Raw genomic sequence first — 16,969 nt, forward strand, 5'->3', positions numbered from 1 at the left:
TCTCGTGGTTGGCCGCGCCTCAGGCTCCGGCGCGCCAGCCGGCGGTGTGCACCGGTGCATCAAACAGCTTGGTCAGCTCGTCGTCAAGACGCATGATCGTGATCGACGCACCGGCCATCTCGATCGAGGTGAAGAAGTTGCCCACCTGGCTGCGGGTGACGTTGACACCGAGGGCGTCGAGCTTGTCCCAAGCGTGGTTGTACAGGATGTACTGCTCGTGCAGCGGGGTGCCACCCAGGCCGTTGACGAACAGCAGCACGTTCTCGCCCGAGCTCAGCTCCATGTCCTTCACGACGGTGTCGACGAGGATGTCGGTGATCTCGTCGGCGGGCATGATCGGCACCCGCTTGACGCCGGGCTCGCCGTGCACGCCGATGCCGAGCTCGATCTCGTCCTCACCCAGGTCGAACGACGGCTTGCCGGCGGTCGGCACGGTGCAGGCGGTCAGGGCCAGGCCCATGGTGCCCATCGAGTCGTTGATCTTCTTGGCGACCCGGGCGGTCTCGTTCAGGTCGTAGCCGAGATCGGTGGCGCCACCGATCATCTTCATGGCGGTGATGGAGCCGGCCACACCACGACGACCGGCGGTCCAGGTCGAGTCCTCGACGGCGACGTCGTCATCGATGACCACCGACTGCACTTCAATGCCCTCGGCCGCGGCGATCTCGGCGCCCATCTCGAAGTTCATGATGTCGCCGGAGTAGTTCAGCACGACGTGCAGCACGCCGGCACCACCGTCGGCCGACTGGGTGGCGGCAGCGATCTGGTCAGGGGTGGGGGAGCTGAAGAAGGCGCCGGGAGCGGCCGCATCCAGCATGCCCTTGCCGACATAGCCGCCGCCCAGCGGCTCGTGGCCCGAACCGCCACCGGAGACCACGCCAACCTTGCCCTGCACAGCGCCACCGGCGCGGTGGAAGTGGACCGGGTCCGTCTTGTACTCGACCAGATCCGCGTGCGCGATGCTGAAGCCGCGCATGAACTCGTTGAGCACATTCTCCGGATCGTTGATGAGTTTCTTCATTGTCTGCTCCCGTCATAGACTGAGGCACCATTGCCCCGGCCGAGCCACCCTCGGGCTCGTCCGCATAGCTTCACCCTAGACAGTCGCAACCTGTATAGACAAGCATTTCTGACGGGAGTCTTCCTCGTTGAACAAGCCCCCTTCGTCGCCGCGTCGAGACCACGGACCTGAACGCAGGGTGACCGTCAGCCCAGCCCGCCGGGCCGCCTATGATGCCCTGCTGCAGGTCGAGACCCAGGAGGCGTTCGCGAACCTCGCCCTGGCCGCGGCGGTTGCCGAGCACGGGCTCGATGCGCAGCAGGCGGCCACCGCCACCGAACTGGTCAACGGGACCGCGCGGCTGATGGGCACCTATGACCGCATCATCGCCCGCGCAGCCCGCCGGGAACTGTCCACCCTGGAGCCCGCCGTGGTGACGGTGCTGCGGCTGTCGACCCACGAGCAGCTCTCGATGCGCACCCCGGTGCACGCCGCCGTGGACGAAGCGGTCAACCTCGGCCGCATCGCCGTCGGCCACCGGGTCACCGGGGTGATCAACGCGATCGCCCGCAAGGTGGGCATCAACGACCTTTCGGGCTGGGTGCAGGCCCTCAGCGCCGACGAGGACGAACTGTCGGCCCTGGGCACCAGGACCCACCACCCGCGCTGGATCGCCGACGTCTACGACTACCTGCTCGGTGACGACGCCGAGGCCGGGTTGCTGGCCAACAACACCCCGGCGGTCCCGACCCTGGTCGTGCGCCCCGGGCTGGTCGAGCGCGACGAGCTCAGCGAGCCCGGCCTGGAACCCACCCCCTACAGCCCCTTCGGTTTCCGGCGGCCCGGCAACCCGGGCGGGCTGAAAGAGGTGCGCCAGGGCCGCGCGGGGGTGCAGGACGAGGGCAGCCAGCTGATGGCCTGGCTTCTGGCCCTGGCCCCCACTACCGAAGAGATCGCCGATCTGGGCTGGCTCGACCTGTGCGCCGGGCCCGGCGGGAAGGCCGCGCTGCTGGCCGGACTGGCCAGGCAGCGGGGCGGTTGGCTGCTGGCGAGCGAGAAGGCACCCCATCGCGCCGAACTGGTGCGCAAGGCGATGGCCCGCTACCCCGACCGCTGGCAGGTCATCACCGCCGACGGCCTGGCCCCGGCCTGGCAGCCCCGGTCGTTCGCGCGGGTGATGGCCGACGTGCCCTGCACCGGCATCGGGTCACTGCGCCGCCGCTCGGAGTCGCGCTGGCGGCGCACCGAGGAGCAACTCGAGGAACTGGTCGCGCTGCAGGCCGGGTTGCTCGCCCAGGCCTGGGCGGCGACCGCCGAGGGGGGAGTGCTGGCCTATGTCACCTGCTCGCCGCACCCGCTGGAGACCGTCGAACAGGTGCAGGCCTTCCTGGACACCCATCCCGAGGCCGAATTGTTGGACGCCCCGGCCCTGCTGCCCGACGTGCCCGAGGCGGCCCACCCGGACGAACCGCTGATGGTGCAGCTGTGGCCCCACCGCCACGGCACCGACGCCATGTTCGGCGCCCTGCTGCGACGAGGACCCAGTACCTGACCGGGAGGGGCCCCACCGCTAGGCTGCCTGCATGGGCATGAGGATCACACCGAGCATCTTGAACGCCGACTTCGCCAACCTGCGTGGCGAGATCGAACGGATCCCGAGCGCCGACGGCGTGCACGTCGACGTCATGGACAACCACTTCGTCCCCAACCTGACCCTCGGGCTGCCGGTGGTCGAGTCGATCCGCGCGGTCACCGACAAGGAACTCGACATCCACCTGATGATCGAGGACGCCGACCGCTGGGCCCCGGCCTACGCCGAAGCCGGTGCGGAGACCATCACCTTCCACGTCGAGGCCGCCGCCGCCCCCATCCGGTTGGCGCGTGAACTGCGCAAGCTCGGCGCCAAGGCGTCGATGGCGCTCAAACCCGCCACCCCCATCGAGCCCTACGCCGAGATGCTGGGCGAACTCGACATGCTGCTGCTGATGACCGTCGAACCCGGCTTCGGGGGGCAGAAGTTCCTCGACCTGGTGCTGCCGAAGATCCGCCGCGCTCGTGAGATCGCCGACCGCACCGGCCAGGAGATCCGCATCCAGGTCGACGGGGGAGTCTCCATCGAGACCATCGGCCGCTGCGCCGAGGCCGGTGCCGACACCTTCGTCGCCGGGTCAGCGGTGTACCACGCCGCCGACCCTGATGCCATGGTCAACGAGCTGCGTTCCATCGCCGCGGACGCCGCCGGGCACAGCCACTGAGCCGCGGGCCGGTCCGGGGCCCTCAGCTTTCCTTGTCCTCGCGCAGGAACTGTTCGATCTGCGCGGCCAGGTCCTCACCGCTGGTCGGGGCCAGGGACTCGTCGCGGTCGGCCTCCAGCGCCCGCACGTACTGCGCCAGGTCGGAGTCGGCGTCGACCAGGTGGCTGACCTGGGACTCCCAGCGGGCCGAGGCCAGTTCGAGGCGTTCCCAGTCGAAGTCCACCCCGAGCACCTCCGAGACCCGTCGCGCCAGGGCCAGGGTGGCCTTCGCGCACTCGGAGTCGCTGCTGTACAACGGCGTCGAGACCCACATCGAGACCACCTCGCAGCCGGCCTCGGCGGCCATCATCGACAACACCCCCGTGATGCCGGTCGGACCCTGGTAGTCGGAGTCCTCAGCGCCCATGCCCCAGACCAGGTCCGGATTGGTCGCCTCCACCGAGACCGGCAGCGGACGGGTGTGCGGGTCGTCGGAGTTCATCGACCCCAGCACCACCACCGGGGTCGCCTCGCACAGCGACACCGTCCCCAGGATCTCCTGGCACAGGTCGACCCAGTCGAAGTTCGGCTCGTCCCCGATCACGATCAGCAGGTCACGCTGCGGGGTGCGGCAGACCGCGATGCAGGTGTTGGGCCACTTCAGCACCCGCTTGCCGTCACGCACCTGCAGGGTCGGGCGGGTCTGGCGCAGGTCGTAGTAGCCCTCGTCGAAGACCAGCAACTCGTGGGTCTCGTTGCCGATCACGAGGTGCCTGACCACCGAGGTTGCTGCCTCGCCGGCGTCATTCCAGCCGCGGAACGCCGCCACCACCGCCGGCTGGCGCAGCTGGGTCACGTCCAGGTCCATTCCCCCAGAGTAGCCATCCGGGCCACCAACGTGTCCGGCCGCACCGCCGCGCCACGGCCTGCCCGCCGCTCTCGACTAAGGTGGCCCGCATGTCTGAACCCCGTGTCGAAGCGCTGCGGCGCGTCCTTGGTCATCGTGTGCTCGTCGCTGATGGAGCCATGGGCACGATGTTGCAGGGCTTCGACCTTGACGTCGAGGCCGACTTCAACGGGCACGAGGGCTGCAACGAGGTCCTCAGCCTGACCCGCCCCGACGTGGTCGCCAAGGTGCACGAGGCCTACTTCGAAGTGGGTGCCGACCTGGTGCTGACCAACACCTTCGGCGCCAACCTGGCGGCCCTGGCCGAGTACGGCATCGTCGACCAGCTCGAAGAGATCGCCGAGGCGTCGGCCCGGATCGCCCGGGAGGTCGCCGACCGCTACGCCACCCCCGATCGTCCGCGTTGGGTGCTGGGCTCGATGGGGCCGGGGACGAAGCTGCCGAGCCTCCAGCAGGTCGACTTCCGCGACATCCGTGACCACTACGAACGCCAGGTGGCCGCGATGATCCGCGGTGGCATCGACGCCGTCCAGGTCGAGACCAGCCAGGACCTGCTGCAGGCCAAGGCCGCCGTGATCGCGGCCAAGCGTGCCCGGGCCGCTGCCGGTGTCGACCTGCCCATCTTCGTCAACGTCACCATCGAGACCACCGGCACCATGCTGATGGGTTCCGAGATCGGTGCCGCCCTCACCAGCCTCGAGCCGCTGGGCATCGACCTGATCGGCCTGAACTGCGCCACCGGGCCGGCCGAAATGTCCGAACACCTGCGCCACCTGTCCCAGAACGCCCGCATCGGCATCGAGGTCATGCCCAACGCCGGCCTGCCGGTGCTCACCAAGGACGGCGCGGTCTACCCGCTGGCCCCCGAGGAACTGGCCGATGCCGCCGACCGGTTCTGCCGAGACTACGGCCTCAGCCTGGTCGGTGGCTGCTGCGGCACCACCCCCGAACACATCCGCCAGGTCGTCGACCGGGTGCGCGGGCGTGAGGTGGTCGCCCGCGACGCGGCCCCCACCAACGCGGTCAGCTCGCTGTACAACGAGGTCTCCCTCACCCAGGACGCCAGCTACCTCAGCATCGGTGAGCGGGCCAACGCCAACGGTTCCAAGGCCTTCCGGCAGGCCATGCTCGACGACAACCTCGACGAGATGGTCGAGATCGCCCGCCAGCAGTCCGGTGATGGCGCCCACCTGATCGACCTGTGCGTCGACTACGTCGGGCGCCCCGGTGAGCAGGACATGCGCCGCATCGCCAGCCGCTTCGCCACCTCGGTGACCCTGCCGATCATGCTCGACTCCACCGAACCCGAGGTGATCGCCGCCGGGCTGGAGTCATTGGCCGGGCGCTGCATCATCAACTCGGTCAACTACGAGGACGGCGACGGACCCGAGTCCCGCTACGCCCGGGTGATGCCGATCATCGCCGAGCACGGCGCCGCCGTGGTGGCGCTGACCATCGACGAACAGGGCCAGGCCCGCACCGCCGAATGGAAGGTGCAGGTCGCCGAACGGCTCATCGAGGACCTGACCACCACCTGGGGCCTGGACATCGGCGACATCCTGGTCGACTGCCTCACCTTCCCGATCGGCACCGGGCAGGAGGAGACCCGCCGCGACGGTCTGGAGACCCTCGAAGCGATCCGCGAACTGAAGAAGCGCCACCCCGGGGTGCGCACCACCCTCGGCGTGTCCAACATCTCGTTCGGGTTGAACCCCGCCGCCCGGATCGTGCTCAACTCCGTCTTCCTGGCCGAGGCCGTCAAGGCCGGGCTCGACTCGGCCATCGTCCACGCCGCCAAGATCGTCCCGATGGACCGCATCCCCGACGAGCAGCGTGAGGTGGCCCTCGACCTGGTCCACGACCGGCGCACCGACGACTACGATCCGCTGCAACGCTTCCTGGAACTGTTCGAAGGCGTCACCGCCGCCGACCTGCGGGCCTCCCGCGACGCCGAGCTGCTGGCGCTGCCGCTCGAGGAACGCCTGGCCCGGCGCATCGTCGACGGCAACGACCGGGGCCTGTTCGAAGACCTGGACGAGGCGCTCACCCTGAAGCCCGCCCTCGACATCATCAACGTCGACCTGCTCGCCGGCATGAAGACCGTTGGTGAACTGTTCGGCTCGGGCCAGATGCAGTTGCCCTTCGTGCTGCAGTCGGCAGAGGTGATGAAGCGGGCAGTGGCCCACCTCGAACCCCACATGGAGAAGGCCGACACCGAGGGCAAGGGCACCATCGTGCTCGCCACCGTCAAGGGTGACGTCCATGACATCGGCAAGAACCTGGTCGACATCATCGTGTCGAACAACGGCTACACCGTGGTCAACATCGGCATCAAGCGCTCGATCAGCGAGATCATCGAGGCCGCCGAGGCCGCCCGCGCCGATGCCATCGGCATGTCCGGCCTGCTGGTGAAGTCGACCATGGTCATGAAGGACAACCTGTCCGAGCTCAACGCCCGGGGGCTCGCCAGTCGCTACCCGGTGCTGCTCGGCGGGGCGGCGCTGACCCGCGCCTACGTCGAGGAGGACCTCAACGACATGTTCGAGGGCGAGGTCCGCTACGCCAAGGACGCCTTCGAGGGCCTCAGCCTGATGGATGCGGTGATGGCGGTCAAGAAGGGGGTGCCCGGCGCCAGCCTGCCCGAACCGCGGCGCCGCCGCACCCCGCGCGGGTCGCTGGTCGAGGTGGAGGAGCCGGTCGAGGTCGGCCGATCCGACGTCGCCCGACCGGTGCCTGGCCAGGTGGACGTGCCCGCCCCGCCGTTCTGGGGCACCCGGGTCACCAAGGGCATCGCCCTGGCCGACATCGTCGACTGGCTCGACGAACGCGCCACCTTCATGGGCCAGTGGGGCCTGCGTTCCCTCAAGGGTGGGCCGAGCTACGAAGAACTGGTCGAGACCGAGGCCAGGCCGCGGCTGCGGATGTGGCTGGACCGCATCCGCGCCGAGTCCATCGGTGAGTTCGGGGTGGTCCACGGCTACTTCCCGGTGTTCAGCCGCGACCAGACGCTGGTGCTGCTCGACCCGGAGGACCACTCCCGCGAACTGGGCAGTTGGACCTTCCCGCGGCAGCGCCGCGACCGGCGGCTGTGCCTGGCCGACTTCTTCCGTGACGAGGCCGAGGCCGCGGAGTTCGGCCCCGACACCTTCGCCATGCAACTGGTGACCATGGGGCCGCGCGTTGCGCAGGAGACCGCCAAGCTGTTCGAGGCCAATGCCTACCGTGACTACCTGGAACTGCACGGCCTCAGCGTCCAGCTGACCGAGGCGCTGGCGGAGTTCTGGCACCACCGGGTGCGCGGCGAACTGGGCCTGGCCGGTGACGACGGCCCGATCGACGAGGCCATCCGTGACCAGGCCTACCGTGGCTCGCGCTACAGCTTCGGCTACCCGGCCTGCCCCGACCTGAAGAGCCGGGAGCTGCTCGTCCAGTTGCTGGACCCGTCCAGGATCGGGGTGAACCTGTCCGAGGAACTGCAGTTGCACCCCGAGCAGTCCACCGACGCGATCGTCGTCCACCACCCGGAGGCCAAGTACTTCAATGCCCGCTGACACCGCACCCGCAGAGAACACCGCACCGCAGCACCTGGCGGCGCTGCTGTTCGACTTCGACGGCACCCTGGTCGACACCGAACCCCTGTGGATCGAGGTCGAGCTCGAAATGATGGCAGAACGCGGCGGTCACTGGGAATGGGCCGATGCCGAGGCCCGCAACGGCCACTCGGTGCCCAGCACCGTGAAGTTGATGCTGTCCGAACTCGGCGACGAGGAGACCAGCGTCGAGGACATGATGGCCGAGCTGATCGATCGGGTCGTCGAGAAGGTGCGCCAGGCCGAACCGGAGTTCCGGCCCGGCATCGAGTCGCTGCTGGCCGAGGCCCGGGCCGCCGGGGTGCCGTGCGCGGTGGTGACCTCCAGCCCCAAGTCGATGACCGACGTGGTGCTGCCGCGGCTGCCGGCCGACCAGTTCGCCACCGTGATCACCCAGGAGATCCCGCGCAACCTCAAGCCGCATCCTGAGCCCTACCTGCTGGCCGCCGAACGCCTCGGTGTCGACATCCACCGTTGCGTGGTCGTCGAGGACTCCGACCCCGGCGCCATCGCCGGCGAGGCGGCCGGTGCCACCGTCATCGGGGTGCCCACCGACGGTGAACTGCACGACACCGCCGGCCGGGTCGTCCTGCCCACCCTGGCCGGGGTCTCCCTGGACTGGATCGACCAGCTGGTCGGCGACCGCTACGACGAGACCGGCACCCTGTCGGGGGTGCGCACCGGCCCCATGCTGCCGGGGGAGCGGGTCAGCCTCACCGACCAGAAGGGTCGCCGCCATTCGCTGGTGCTGGTGCCCGGGAAGAGCTTCCACACCACCAAGGGTGGCCTCGCCCACGACGACATCATCGGCCAACCCGAGGGCATCGTCGCGACCACCGTCGGTGGGCTCAACTTCCTGGTCATGCGGCCGCTGCTGAGCGAGTTCACCACCACGATGCAGCGGGGCGCGGCGGTGATCTACCCCAAGGACGCCGCCCAGATCATGATGGCCGCCGACATCTTCCCCGGCGCCCGGGTGCTCGAGGCCGGGGTCGGTTCCGGTGCGCTCAGCATGTCCCTGCTTCGTGCGATCGGGCCCAGCGGACGACTGTCGTCCTACGAGCGCCGCGAGGACTTCGCGAAGATCGCCCGGCAGAATGTCGAGTCCTTCCTGGGCCGTGACCACCCGGCCTGGACGATCACCGTCGGCGACCTGGTCGAGCAGATCCGCGAAGAGCCGGTCGACCGGGTGATCCTGGACATGCTGGCCCCCTGGGAATGCATCGATGCCGTCGCCCAGGTGCTCGAACCCGGTGGGGTGCTGTGCTGTTATGTGGCCACCGCCACCCAGCTGGGGCGGGTCGCCGACACCCTGCGGGTGCACGGCGGGTTCACCGAACCGCACCTGACCGAGACCAGCATCCGCGAATGGCATGCCGAGGGGCTGGCCATCCGGCCCGGGCACGGGTCGAGCCCGCACACCGGGTTCCTGGTGATCAGCCGCCGGCTGGCGCCCGGGGTCAAGGCCCCGGCCCGCAAGCGTCGCCCGGCGCCGGGCGCCTACGGTCCCGACTACACAGGCCCGCGGCCCGACCACGTCGCCACCGAGGGCTGAGCGGCAACCGGCCATGACCGAACCGCCACTGGAACGTCGCCTGTCCGAGTCCCGCGCCGAGACCCGGGCGCTGGCCGCGCAGAACGAGACGTTGACCCGCACCCTGAAAGAGGCGCGGGGCCAGCTGGTGGAACTGAGGCAGCGGTTGGACCGGCTGGGCGCACCGCCGCTGACCCGGGGCCGGGTGGTGGAGGTCGACGACGAGTTCGTCGACGTGTTCGTGCTGGGTCGCGTCATGCGGGTGGTGGCCGCCGCCGACGTCGTGCTGGCTGACGTCAACCCCGGTGACCTGGTGCTGCTCAACGAAGGCCTGGTCATCACCGCACACCGGCCGGGCAGCGACACCAGCGGCGAGGTGGCCCGCGTCGTCGAGGCGAGCGAGGGCCACGCCATCGTCGCGGCCGGGCAGGACGAGGTGCGCCTGCGGTTGGTCGGCAGCGCGGTCGAGGCCAGGGCGGGTGACACCGTGCGCATCGAACGCGGCGCGGGACTCGCGTTGGAACACCTGGTGCGCCAACAGGTCGAGGAACTCGTCCTCACCGAGGTGCCCGATGTGAGCTACGCCGACATCGGTGGCCTGGCCGCCCAGATCGGGCAGATCCGCGACGCGGTCGAACTGCCGTTCCTGCAGCGGGAACGCTTCGCCGACTACCGGCTCACCCCACCCAAGGGGGTGCTGCTGTACGGGCCACCCGGGTGCGGCAAGACCATGATCGCCAAGGCCGTCGCACGCTCACTGGGCGAGCAACTGCACGGCGACCTCGACCCGCAGACCCCGGGCAGCATCTTCATCAACGTCAAGGGTCCCGAACTGCTCAACAAGTACGTGGGGGAGTCCGAGCGACAGGTGCGGCTCATCTTCGAACGGGCCCGCCAGCATGCCACCAGCGGACGACCGGTGATCGTGTTCTTCGACGAGATGGACTCCCTGTTCCGCACCCGCGGCAGCGGCATCTCCTCCGACGTCGAGTCGACCGTGGTGCCGCAGCTGCTCAGCGAAATCGACGGCGTGGTGGGCCTGGACAATGTCATCGTGATCGGTGCCTCCAACCGGGAGGACATGATCGACCCGGCGATCCTGCGCGCGGGCCGCCTCGACGTGAAGATCAGGCTCGACCGCCCCGACGCCCAGGCGGCCCGCGACATCCTGGCCAAGTACCTGGTCAGCGGGGTGCCGCTCGCCGGGGACGACCCCGCCACGCTGATCGACGCGGTGGTCGACGATGTCTATGCCCGCGACGAGCACAACCAGTTCCTCGAGGTCACCTACACCGACGGTGACACCGAGACCCTGTACTTCGCCGACTTCGCCTCGGGGGCGATGCTGCGCAACATCGTCGACCGCGCCAAGCGGATTGCCATCAAGGAGGAACTGGCCGGCCGCGCCGGGGGAGTCTCCCGGGCGGGGCTGCTGCAGGCGGCCCGCGACGAGTTCCGCGAGAACGAGGACCTGCCGAACACCACCAACCCGGACGACTGGGCCCGCATCAGCGGTCGCCGCGGGCGGCGAATCAGCTGGGTGCGCTCACTGGTCGGCCACTGAGCCGGCAGCGGTCTTCGCCGCGGCGCCATTGCGCCGCGCCAGCAACCCGGCCAGCACCCGCCAGCCGACCAGGAACAGCGCCAGCACGGCGGCAGCCACCACCACGAACGGGATCGCCGCGGTGTCACCGCCGCTGACCCGGAAGAACATGCCCCCGGCCCAGGTGATGAACCACACGAAGATGCCGGCACCGATGCCGAGGTGGTCACGCTTGCGGATCAGCATCACCGCCCACGCCACCAGGCAGGCGGTCAGGAACGGCCACGCGGTGCCGAAGATGGCACCGGGGCCCAGCGAACCGCCGTGACTTGCTCGTCCGATGACCGCGAAGACCACTACGAGCGCCAGGTCGACGACGATTGCGTACTGCTTGCCCATGCGCCCAGCCTATCGAGACGGGTCGGTCGTGGCCGACGTAGGCTCACCGGTATGCGGATGGTGCTGGGCAGCGAGGTCGAGTACGGCATCGGGGTGCGCGGGCAGCCCGCGAACCCGGTCGCCCTGTCCGAGGGGGTCGTCGTGCGGGTGCCCGGGCTGGGGCTCGGCCACCTCGACCGGATGCTCGGCAACGGTGCCCGGGTCTACGTCGACCATGCCCACCCCGAGTACTCCGGGCCTGAATGCGGCAGCGCCGCCGACGTGCTGACCTGGGAACTGGCCGGTGACCAGCTGATGGCCGCCGCCGCCCACCGGTTGTCGGTCAACATCGACGCCCAGGTGGTGCTGCACCGCAACAACACCGACGGCAAGGGGCGCAGCTACGGCTACCACGAGAACTACCTGCTGCCGCGCGAGCTGGCCTGGGACGACATCGTCGACCAGGTCACCGGCCACCTGGTCAGCCGGGTGGTGCTGGTCGGCGCCGGCCGGGTGGGGCTCGGGCAACAGGGCGAGCAACCGGGTTTCCAGACCAGCCAGCGGGCCGACTTCATGGAGGCACTGCAGGGCATCGAGACCACCGTGCGCCGCCCCCTGGTGAACACCCGCGACGAACCGCATGCCGACCCCGCCCAGTGGCGCCGGCTGCACGTGATCACCGGTGACGCGACCATGGCCCAGGTCGCCACCCTGGTGAAGGTCGGTGCCACCGCCCTGGTGCTGGCGGCGATCACCGCCGGTGGGGCCCGGGTGCCGCGACTGGTCGACCCACTGACAGCGATTCGTGAGTTCTCCCGCGACACCTCCCTGACCGTCACCCAACCCTGCGATGACGGCCTCAACCGCAGCGCGCTCGACCTGCAGTGGCTCTACTGGCAGGTCGCGTCCGCCCACGCCGATGCGCTGCCCGACGGGGACCTGGTGCTCGAGATGTGGCAGGAACTGATCAGCGATGCCCGCAGCGACCCGCGGCTGCTGGCCGACCGGGTCGACTGGGCCGCGAAACTGGCCCTGCTGACCGGCCTGCAGCGCCGCCACGGGTGGGACTGGACCAGCCCCGGTGTGGCCGCGGTCGACCTGCAGTGGCACGAACTGGACGACCAGCGTGGGCTCGCGCTGATGCTCGAGCGCGAGGGTCGACTGCGGCGCCTGGTCGACCAGGCCGACATCGACCGGGCCCACCGCAACGCCCCCGGCGGCACCCGCGCCGCCGTGAGGGCAGCACTGCTGGCCGGACACGAGGGCCACGTCGCCCGGGCCGACTGGGCCCAGCTCACGCTGGCCGGTGGCGAGGACGCTGCTCGCATCCACCTGCCCGACCCGTTCACAGGGCACCCGGCATAGGATGGTCGCGATGAGCGAGCAGCAGCACCAGCAGACCCGGCGGGCCACCCAGGCCGACGCCGAGGAGGTGTTGCGCCTGCAGGCCTCCGCGGGCCTGCACGAGCAGGACTCCTCACTCGATGACCTGCTCGACCAGATCGATGCGGTCATCGACGCCAACCCCGAGGGGTACGTGCGCAGTTTCGTCCAGCGCGGTGGGCAGTAAACCGCCCCGTGCCGCGCGGGTGGGACAATGGCGCAATGCCCGAAGCGTCCCCTGAAACCCCCGATGGCCTGACCGGTACGGTCGTCATCATCGGTACCGGGCTGGTCGGTGCCAGCATCGGCTGCGCCCTGACGGCCGCCGGCTACCAGGTGCACCTGGAGGACCGGGTTCCCAGCCACGCGATCGTCGCCGCCGGCCGTGGGGCGGGTGTGGTCACCGCCGCCAGCCCGGCCACGGTCCGGCTGGTGGTCGTCGCCACCCCGCCGGCCAGCGTGCCGGCCGTCGTCGACGATGCCCTCGACCGGTTCCCGCAGGCCACAGTCACCGACGTCGCCTCGGTGAAGTCGATCATCATCGAGTCGATCGATGCGGCCGATGCGCACCGTTACGTCGGTTCGCACCCCATGGCCGGGTCGCAGTTCTCGGGGCCACTGACCGCCGATGCCGACCTGTTCGTCGACCGCACCTGGGTGATCACCCCCACCGGGGCCAACGACCCGGTCGACATCGGTCGCGTCGACCAGCTGGCGCGGGTGTGCGGTGCCCGGGTGGTGCGGATGGACCCGGAAGTCCACGACCAGGCCGTCGCCCAGGTCAGCCACCTGCCGCACCTGATGAGCATCCTCACCGCGGGCCACCTGCGCGAGGTGCCGGCCGACCACCTGCCGCTGGCCGGCCAGGGCATCCGCGACGTCACCCGCATCGCCGGCTCCGACCCCGGCCTGTGGCGCCAGATCCTGTGGGGCAACCGCGATGCCGTGCGCCATGAGCTGGTCGGGGTGCGCGAAGACCTCGATGAGCTGCTCAGGGTGCTGGACGACCCCGACGCGCTGGAGGCCTTCCTCGCCCGGGGGCGGGCCGGTGCCCGGTCGCTGCCCGGCAAGCACGGGCAGCCGGCCGCCACCTATGTGCCGGTCACCATCGAGATCCCGGACGCTCCGGGTGCCCTGGCGCGGCTGTTCGCCGACGTGGGGGCGGCCGGCGTCAACGTCGAGGACCTGTCGATCGAGCACGACCCCTCACGCCAGTACGGCTACCTGTCGGTCGCCGTCGAGCCCGGCTCGGCCGAAGCCCTGGCCAGCGCCATGCGCGGCCGGGGCTGGGACGTGCACGTGCCCTGAGCCGGGTCAGTCCAGACGTTCCCCGAAGACCAGGTTGAACAGGTCCTCGAAGGTGGTGAAGGTCTCCACCTCACCGTCGAAGTCACCCACGCCGAGGCGTTCGTAGACCTGGCTCGAGGGCCGCCAGGCGTAGAAGTAGACGTCATCGGACTGGCCCACCAGGAAGTGGTCGGGCTGGTCGTCGACGTAGAGCTGGTTGATGCCCTCGACATCGTCGAGCCAGTCCTGTGTGCTGCGGGCGGCGTAGATGACCACACCGTCGTAGCCGAGCCCGTTGAACCGGCGCCAGAAGTCCACCAGGTCGGTGGGCAGCGTGCCGGGGTAGTGCTGCTGGAACCAGTCCTGCGCCGCGGCGATGTCCTCGTCCGGGGCGGGGGCCGGCGGCGGGGACTCCATCTCGTCGAGTTCGGCGAGGATGGCCGCGAGCTTGCGCGTGGCTTCGTCGTTCATCGTGTGCCCTTATCTGTAGGCGCCCATGCCGGGGGTCGGCCAGGTCAGGCCCGGCGGCGTCATCGGCAACTCGACATTGTAGTGACCACCGGGCGGGATGCCCCGCATGGCCTCGTTCTGCGCAGCGGTGATCAGCTTGTGGTCGGGGCTGTTGCGGATCAGCACCAGGTTGTCCAGGGAGTTGTCGCCGCCGGCCATGATCGGCTGGCGGTGGTGCACCTGGAACCCGGGCGGCAGCGAGCCGCCGTCGAGGAAGTGCTTGATCTGCTTGTCGCTGAGCCCCAGGGCCTGCAGGTCGGTGACCGAGGCCTCCCGGCGCACCTTGTCCAGGAACTGGTCGCGGGGGCCGTTCTTGGCATTGAAGTTGCGCCGCATCTGGGCCTGGGTGGCGGCCGAGGGCCGCGTCCCCGTGAACCGCTGGTTGCGCAGCCCCGGCACCCGGTGCGTGCCTTGGTGCGGGCCGGACTTGAGGTTCAGCTTCTTCACCCGCGGCAACTGGATGTGCCGGGCGATCGCCTTGGCCAGCTTGCTGTTGGTGGCCCCAGAAATCCTGCGTCCCACCTCAAGCTCCCAACAGGTCGTTGATGGCCTGGTCGATGGCCAGGTTGATCAGCATCGTGGCGCCCTTCTTGGCGAGGATGGAGACCGCCGCCGAGGCACCACCGGAGATGATGGCTGCAGCGATCGACACGGCGTCGAGGATGATCTGGCCGATCACATAGGCCCGCAGCCCGGTGATCAGTGTCGACGCCCCGCGGTAGGCCTGGGCGGCGACCGGTGCAGCCGCGGCGATGGTTTCGATCGAGTGCATGCTCGAGTCCTCACCGCGCAGGTAGGCCGCCACCGCGACGGGCACGTCGCCCTCGTTGGACGAGGTGATCGTGGTGACCGCACCCTCCATGTCGTCCAGGTAGGCCTGCAGGCGCGCGTTCAGCGAGTCCCACTGGCCGGCCCAGCTGTCGAGCACGCCGGTGTCGGTGACGGGCCACTCGTAGCCCATGTAGTTGAGCAGTTCGATGACTTTGCCCTTGATGAATCCCACTGGGTCTGCGGGCAGTTCGCACTCGAACTCCCACCCGAACAGGTTGAACTTCACCAGACTTCCCCTGCCAGGCTCGCGTTCTCCTCCTCGGTCGCCTCCAGGGAGGTGACGGTTTCGGTGAGAGCGACGCTCTCGGCGTCCAGGCCCTCCTGGAGGCCGGGGACGACCTGGCTGTTCATGATCTCGGCGAAGACGCTGAGCATGATCGAGACGGCCCCGTCGACCGTGGCCAGGCCGCCGGCAGCACCGCAGGCCTGCGCGCTGGTGGTGGCCGCCACCGTGCTGGCGATCGCCTGCGGGGCGCCGGACGCGGTCGTGTCGACCGCCGCCGCAGCCCGACGCCACGACCGGAAGTCGTACTTCATCTGTGCACTCATCAGACCTTCGCCTCCGCGAGCGTCGCCACCCAGGCGTCCTGCAGCTTGCGGCGGGCCTCACTGATGGCGGCCCCCAGCTCCTTCATGTCGGGGGTCACCTCCTGCACCGCCGCGAGGTTGGCGGCGGCCCATTCGTCCATCGCCTTGTTGGTGGTGCGGGTGATCACGTCGGCGACCTCGTCGGCAGGGGTGTCGGACAGCCAGTGCTCGTCCAACAGCATGGACTGCACGTTGGCGTCGGCGACCACGACCTGCACCTCGCCACCGTCGGAGACAGTGGTCACGGTCGGGGTCTCAACGGGCCGTTCGCGGTGGTCGGGCAGGGCTGCTGCCCGGGCCACCGCCTCGGCGACAGAGTCGAATGCGCTCTCAAAGCCGGTGCTCATGGGCCCACTCTAGGAGCCGAGGGGTCAGGCGAGGGGGGTGACAGAATGTTCATCTGCCGGCCAACTGTTGTTGCCCGGGCGTAGGTGTCTGTTTTCCGTTTCGTCAAACAAGGGGTTCTAGCGTGAATGTCGTGGCATACCAGCAGGTCGAGAGCCAGCCCGGCGGGTTGGTCGTCGCGATCGACGGGCCCAGCGGGTCAGGCAAGTCGTCCACGGCCCGCGGGGTGGCAGACCGGTTGGGCCTGGCCTACCTCGACACCGGCGCCATGTACCGCGCGCTGACTGTCGCCTACCTGCGCGCCGGGTTGAGCCCCGACCAGACCGGGGCCATCGAGGCGCTGGCCGACCAGGCCGAGCTCACTGTCACCGACGACCCCCGGGAGCCGGCCATCGCGCTGGACGGTGAGGATGTCTCCGCCGAGATCCGCGAACCCCGCGTCAGCCAGCACGTCTCGATCCTGGCCACCAACGCGCACGTGCGTGAGGTGCTCACCGACCAGATGCGTGCCCTCATCGAGGCCGCCGACCACCGCATCGTCGTCGAGGGCCGCGACATCACCACCGTGGTGTGGCCGCACGCCGAGGTCCGGGTGCTGCTGGTCGCCGACCCCGCCGCCCGCATCCGCCGCCGCGAGGCCGAACTCGCCGGTGCCGCCACCACCGACGAGGTGCACGACCAGGTCGTGCGCCGTGACCGTGACGACGCCACCGTCAGCGAGTTCGCCACGCCGGCCGACGGCGTGCAGCTGGTTGATTCCACCCACCTCAGCCTGGCCCAGGTCATCGACACGATCTGCGCCCTCGTCCCGACCCCAACCCCGACACCCCAGGAGTGAC

Annotated in this window: 17 protein-coding genes; 9 read left to right on the forward strand and 8 right to left on the reverse strand. The window is 69.7% G+C overall.

Going from position 1 to position 16,969, the window contains the following annotated elements:
* Positions 1–19: 19 nt before the first annotated feature.
* Positions 20–1,021, reverse strand: a complete 1,002-nt coding sequence (dhaK, locus tag ACQE3C_RS00795; protein WP_434537289.1) for a dihydroxyacetone kinase subunit DhaK — start codon at positions 1,019–1,021, stop codon at positions 20–22.
* Between the two features lie 178 nt (positions 1,022–1,199).
* Between dhaK and ACQE3C_RS00800 the strand changes: the two genes are divergently transcribed.
* Both ACQE3C_RS00800 and rpe read left to right on the forward strand, forming a co-directional pair.
* Positions 1,200–2,552 carry an RsmB/NOP family class I SAM-dependent RNA methyltransferase gene (locus ACQE3C_RS00800; protein WP_434537290.1) on the forward strand — a complete coding sequence of 451 codons (1,353 nt, stop codon included), beginning with the start codon at positions 1,200–1,202 and terminating at the stop codon, positions 2,550–2,552.
* Positions 2,553–2,583: 31 nt separating this feature from the next.
* Complete coding sequence (gene rpe, locus ACQE3C_RS00805; protein WP_434537291.1) at positions 2,584–3,255, forward strand: ribulose-phosphate 3-epimerase; 672 nt, start codon at positions 2,584–2,586, stop codon at positions 3,253–3,255.
* Positions 3,256–3,277: 22 nt separating this feature from the next.
* Here the strand turns inward: rpe and ACQE3C_RS00810 are convergent, their stop codons facing one another.
* Positions 3,278–4,102 (reverse strand): proteasome assembly chaperone family protein, encoded by an 825-nt coding sequence (locus ACQE3C_RS00810; protein WP_434537292.1) that lies wholly within the window; start codon positions 4,100–4,102, stop codon positions 3,278–3,280.
* A gap of 89 nt (positions 4,103–4,191) precedes the next feature.
* Here ACQE3C_RS00810 and metH point away from each other — a divergent pair, with 89 nt between their 5' ends.
* From metH to arc, 3 genes are read left to right on the forward strand one after another with little or no spacing between them, the layout of a single operon-like run.
* Positions 4,192–7,692, forward strand: a complete 3,501-nt coding sequence (gene metH, locus ACQE3C_RS00815; protein ID WP_434537293.1) for a methionine synthase — start codon at positions 4,192–4,194, stop codon at positions 7,690–7,692.
* A complete protein-coding gene (locus ACQE3C_RS00820) occupies positions 7,682–9,286 on the forward strand; it encodes an HAD-IA family hydrolase (protein ID WP_434537294.1) in 1,605 nt (534 codons plus the stop codon). Before metH ends, ACQE3C_RS00820 begins: the two co-directional genes overlap by 11 nt.
* Positions 9,287–9,299: 13 nt before the next feature.
* Complete coding sequence (gene arc, locus ACQE3C_RS00825) at positions 9,300–10,829, forward strand: proteasome ATPase (protein ID WP_434537295.1); 1,530 nt, start codon at positions 9,300–9,302, stop codon at positions 10,827–10,829.
* On the opposite strand, the gene ACQE3C_RS00830 is transcribed toward arc, so the two are convergent.
* Positions 10,812–11,207: a DUF3054 domain-containing protein gene (locus ACQE3C_RS00830; protein ID WP_434537296.1), complete on the reverse strand. Its 396-nt coding sequence runs from the start codon at positions 11,205–11,207 to the stop codon at positions 10,812–10,814. The two genes, arc and ACQE3C_RS00830, sit on opposite strands and share 18 nt — an antisense overlap.
* 51 nt (positions 11,208–11,258) lie before the next feature.
* On the opposite strand from ACQE3C_RS00830, the gene ACQE3C_RS00835 reads away from it, so the two are divergent.
* From ACQE3C_RS00835 to ACQE3C_RS00845, 3 genes are read left to right on the forward strand one after another with little or no spacing between them, the layout of a single operon-like run.
* Positions 11,259–12,551 carry a proteasome accessory factor PafA2 family protein gene (locus tag ACQE3C_RS00835; RefSeq protein ID WP_434537297.1) on the forward strand — a complete coding sequence of 431 codons (1,293 nt, stop codon included), beginning with the start codon at positions 11,259–11,261 and terminating at the stop codon, positions 12,549–12,551.
* A 10-nt stretch (positions 12,552–12,561) separates the two neighbouring features.
* Positions 12,562–12,756 (forward strand): ubiquitin-like protein Pup, encoded by a 195-nt coding sequence (locus tag ACQE3C_RS00840; RefSeq protein WP_434537298.1) that lies wholly within the window; start codon positions 12,562–12,564, stop codon positions 12,754–12,756.
* A gap of 35 nt (positions 12,757–12,791) precedes the next feature.
* Positions 12,792–13,877 carry a prephenate dehydrogenase gene (locus ACQE3C_RS00845; protein ID WP_434537299.1) on the forward strand — a complete coding sequence of 362 codons (1,086 nt, stop codon included), beginning with the start codon at positions 12,792–12,794 and terminating at the stop codon, positions 13,875–13,877.
* Positions 13,878–13,883: 6 nt separating this feature from the next.
* Here the strand turns inward: ACQE3C_RS00845 and ACQE3C_RS00850 are convergent, their stop codons facing one another.
* From ACQE3C_RS00850 to ACQE3C_RS00870, 5 genes are read right to left on the reverse strand one after another with little or no spacing between them, the layout of a single operon-like run.
* On the reverse strand, positions 13,884–14,327 hold the full coding sequence (locus tag ACQE3C_RS00850; protein WP_434537300.1) for a hypothetical protein: 444 nt from the start codon (positions 14,325–14,327) through the stop codon (positions 13,884–13,886).
* 9 nt (positions 14,328–14,336) lie between these two features.
* Entirely contained in the window at positions 14,337–14,888 is a 552-nt protein-coding gene (locus tag ACQE3C_RS00855) for an HNH endonuclease signature motif containing protein (RefSeq protein ID WP_434537301.1), read from the reverse strand.
* 1 nt (position 14,889) lies between these two features.
* The gene (locus ACQE3C_RS00860) at positions 14,890–15,423 is read right to left on the reverse strand and encodes a hypothetical protein (protein ID WP_434537302.1); all 534 of its coding nucleotides are present in this window, start codon (positions 15,421–15,423) and stop codon (positions 14,890–14,892) included.
* Positions 15,420–15,746 (reverse strand): hypothetical protein, encoded by a 327-nt coding sequence (locus ACQE3C_RS00865; RefSeq protein WP_434537303.1) that lies wholly within the window; start codon positions 15,744–15,746, stop codon positions 15,420–15,422. The genes ACQE3C_RS00860 and ACQE3C_RS00865 overlap by 4 nt, the downstream gene beginning before the upstream one ends.
* The gene (locus tag ACQE3C_RS00870) at positions 15,746–16,132 is read right to left on the reverse strand and encodes a hypothetical protein (RefSeq protein ID WP_434537304.1); all 387 of its coding nucleotides are present in this window, start codon (positions 16,130–16,132) and stop codon (positions 15,746–15,748) included. The genes ACQE3C_RS00865 and ACQE3C_RS00870 overlap by 1 nt, the downstream gene beginning before the upstream one ends.
* A gap of 122 nt (positions 16,133–16,254) precedes the next feature.
* Between ACQE3C_RS00870 and cmk the strand changes: the two genes are divergently transcribed.
* Positions 16,255–16,968: a (d)CMP kinase gene (gene cmk, locus ACQE3C_RS00875; protein WP_434537305.1), complete on the forward strand. Its 714-nt coding sequence runs from the start codon at positions 16,255–16,257 to the stop codon at positions 16,966–16,968.
* The last annotated feature ends 1 nt before the right edge of the window (position 16,969 follow it).

This window comes from Aestuariimicrobium sp. Y1814, assembly GCF_050113895.1.
Taxonomy (GTDB): Bacteria; Actinomycetota; Actinomycetes; order Propionibacteriales; family Propionibacteriaceae; genus Aestuariimicrobium.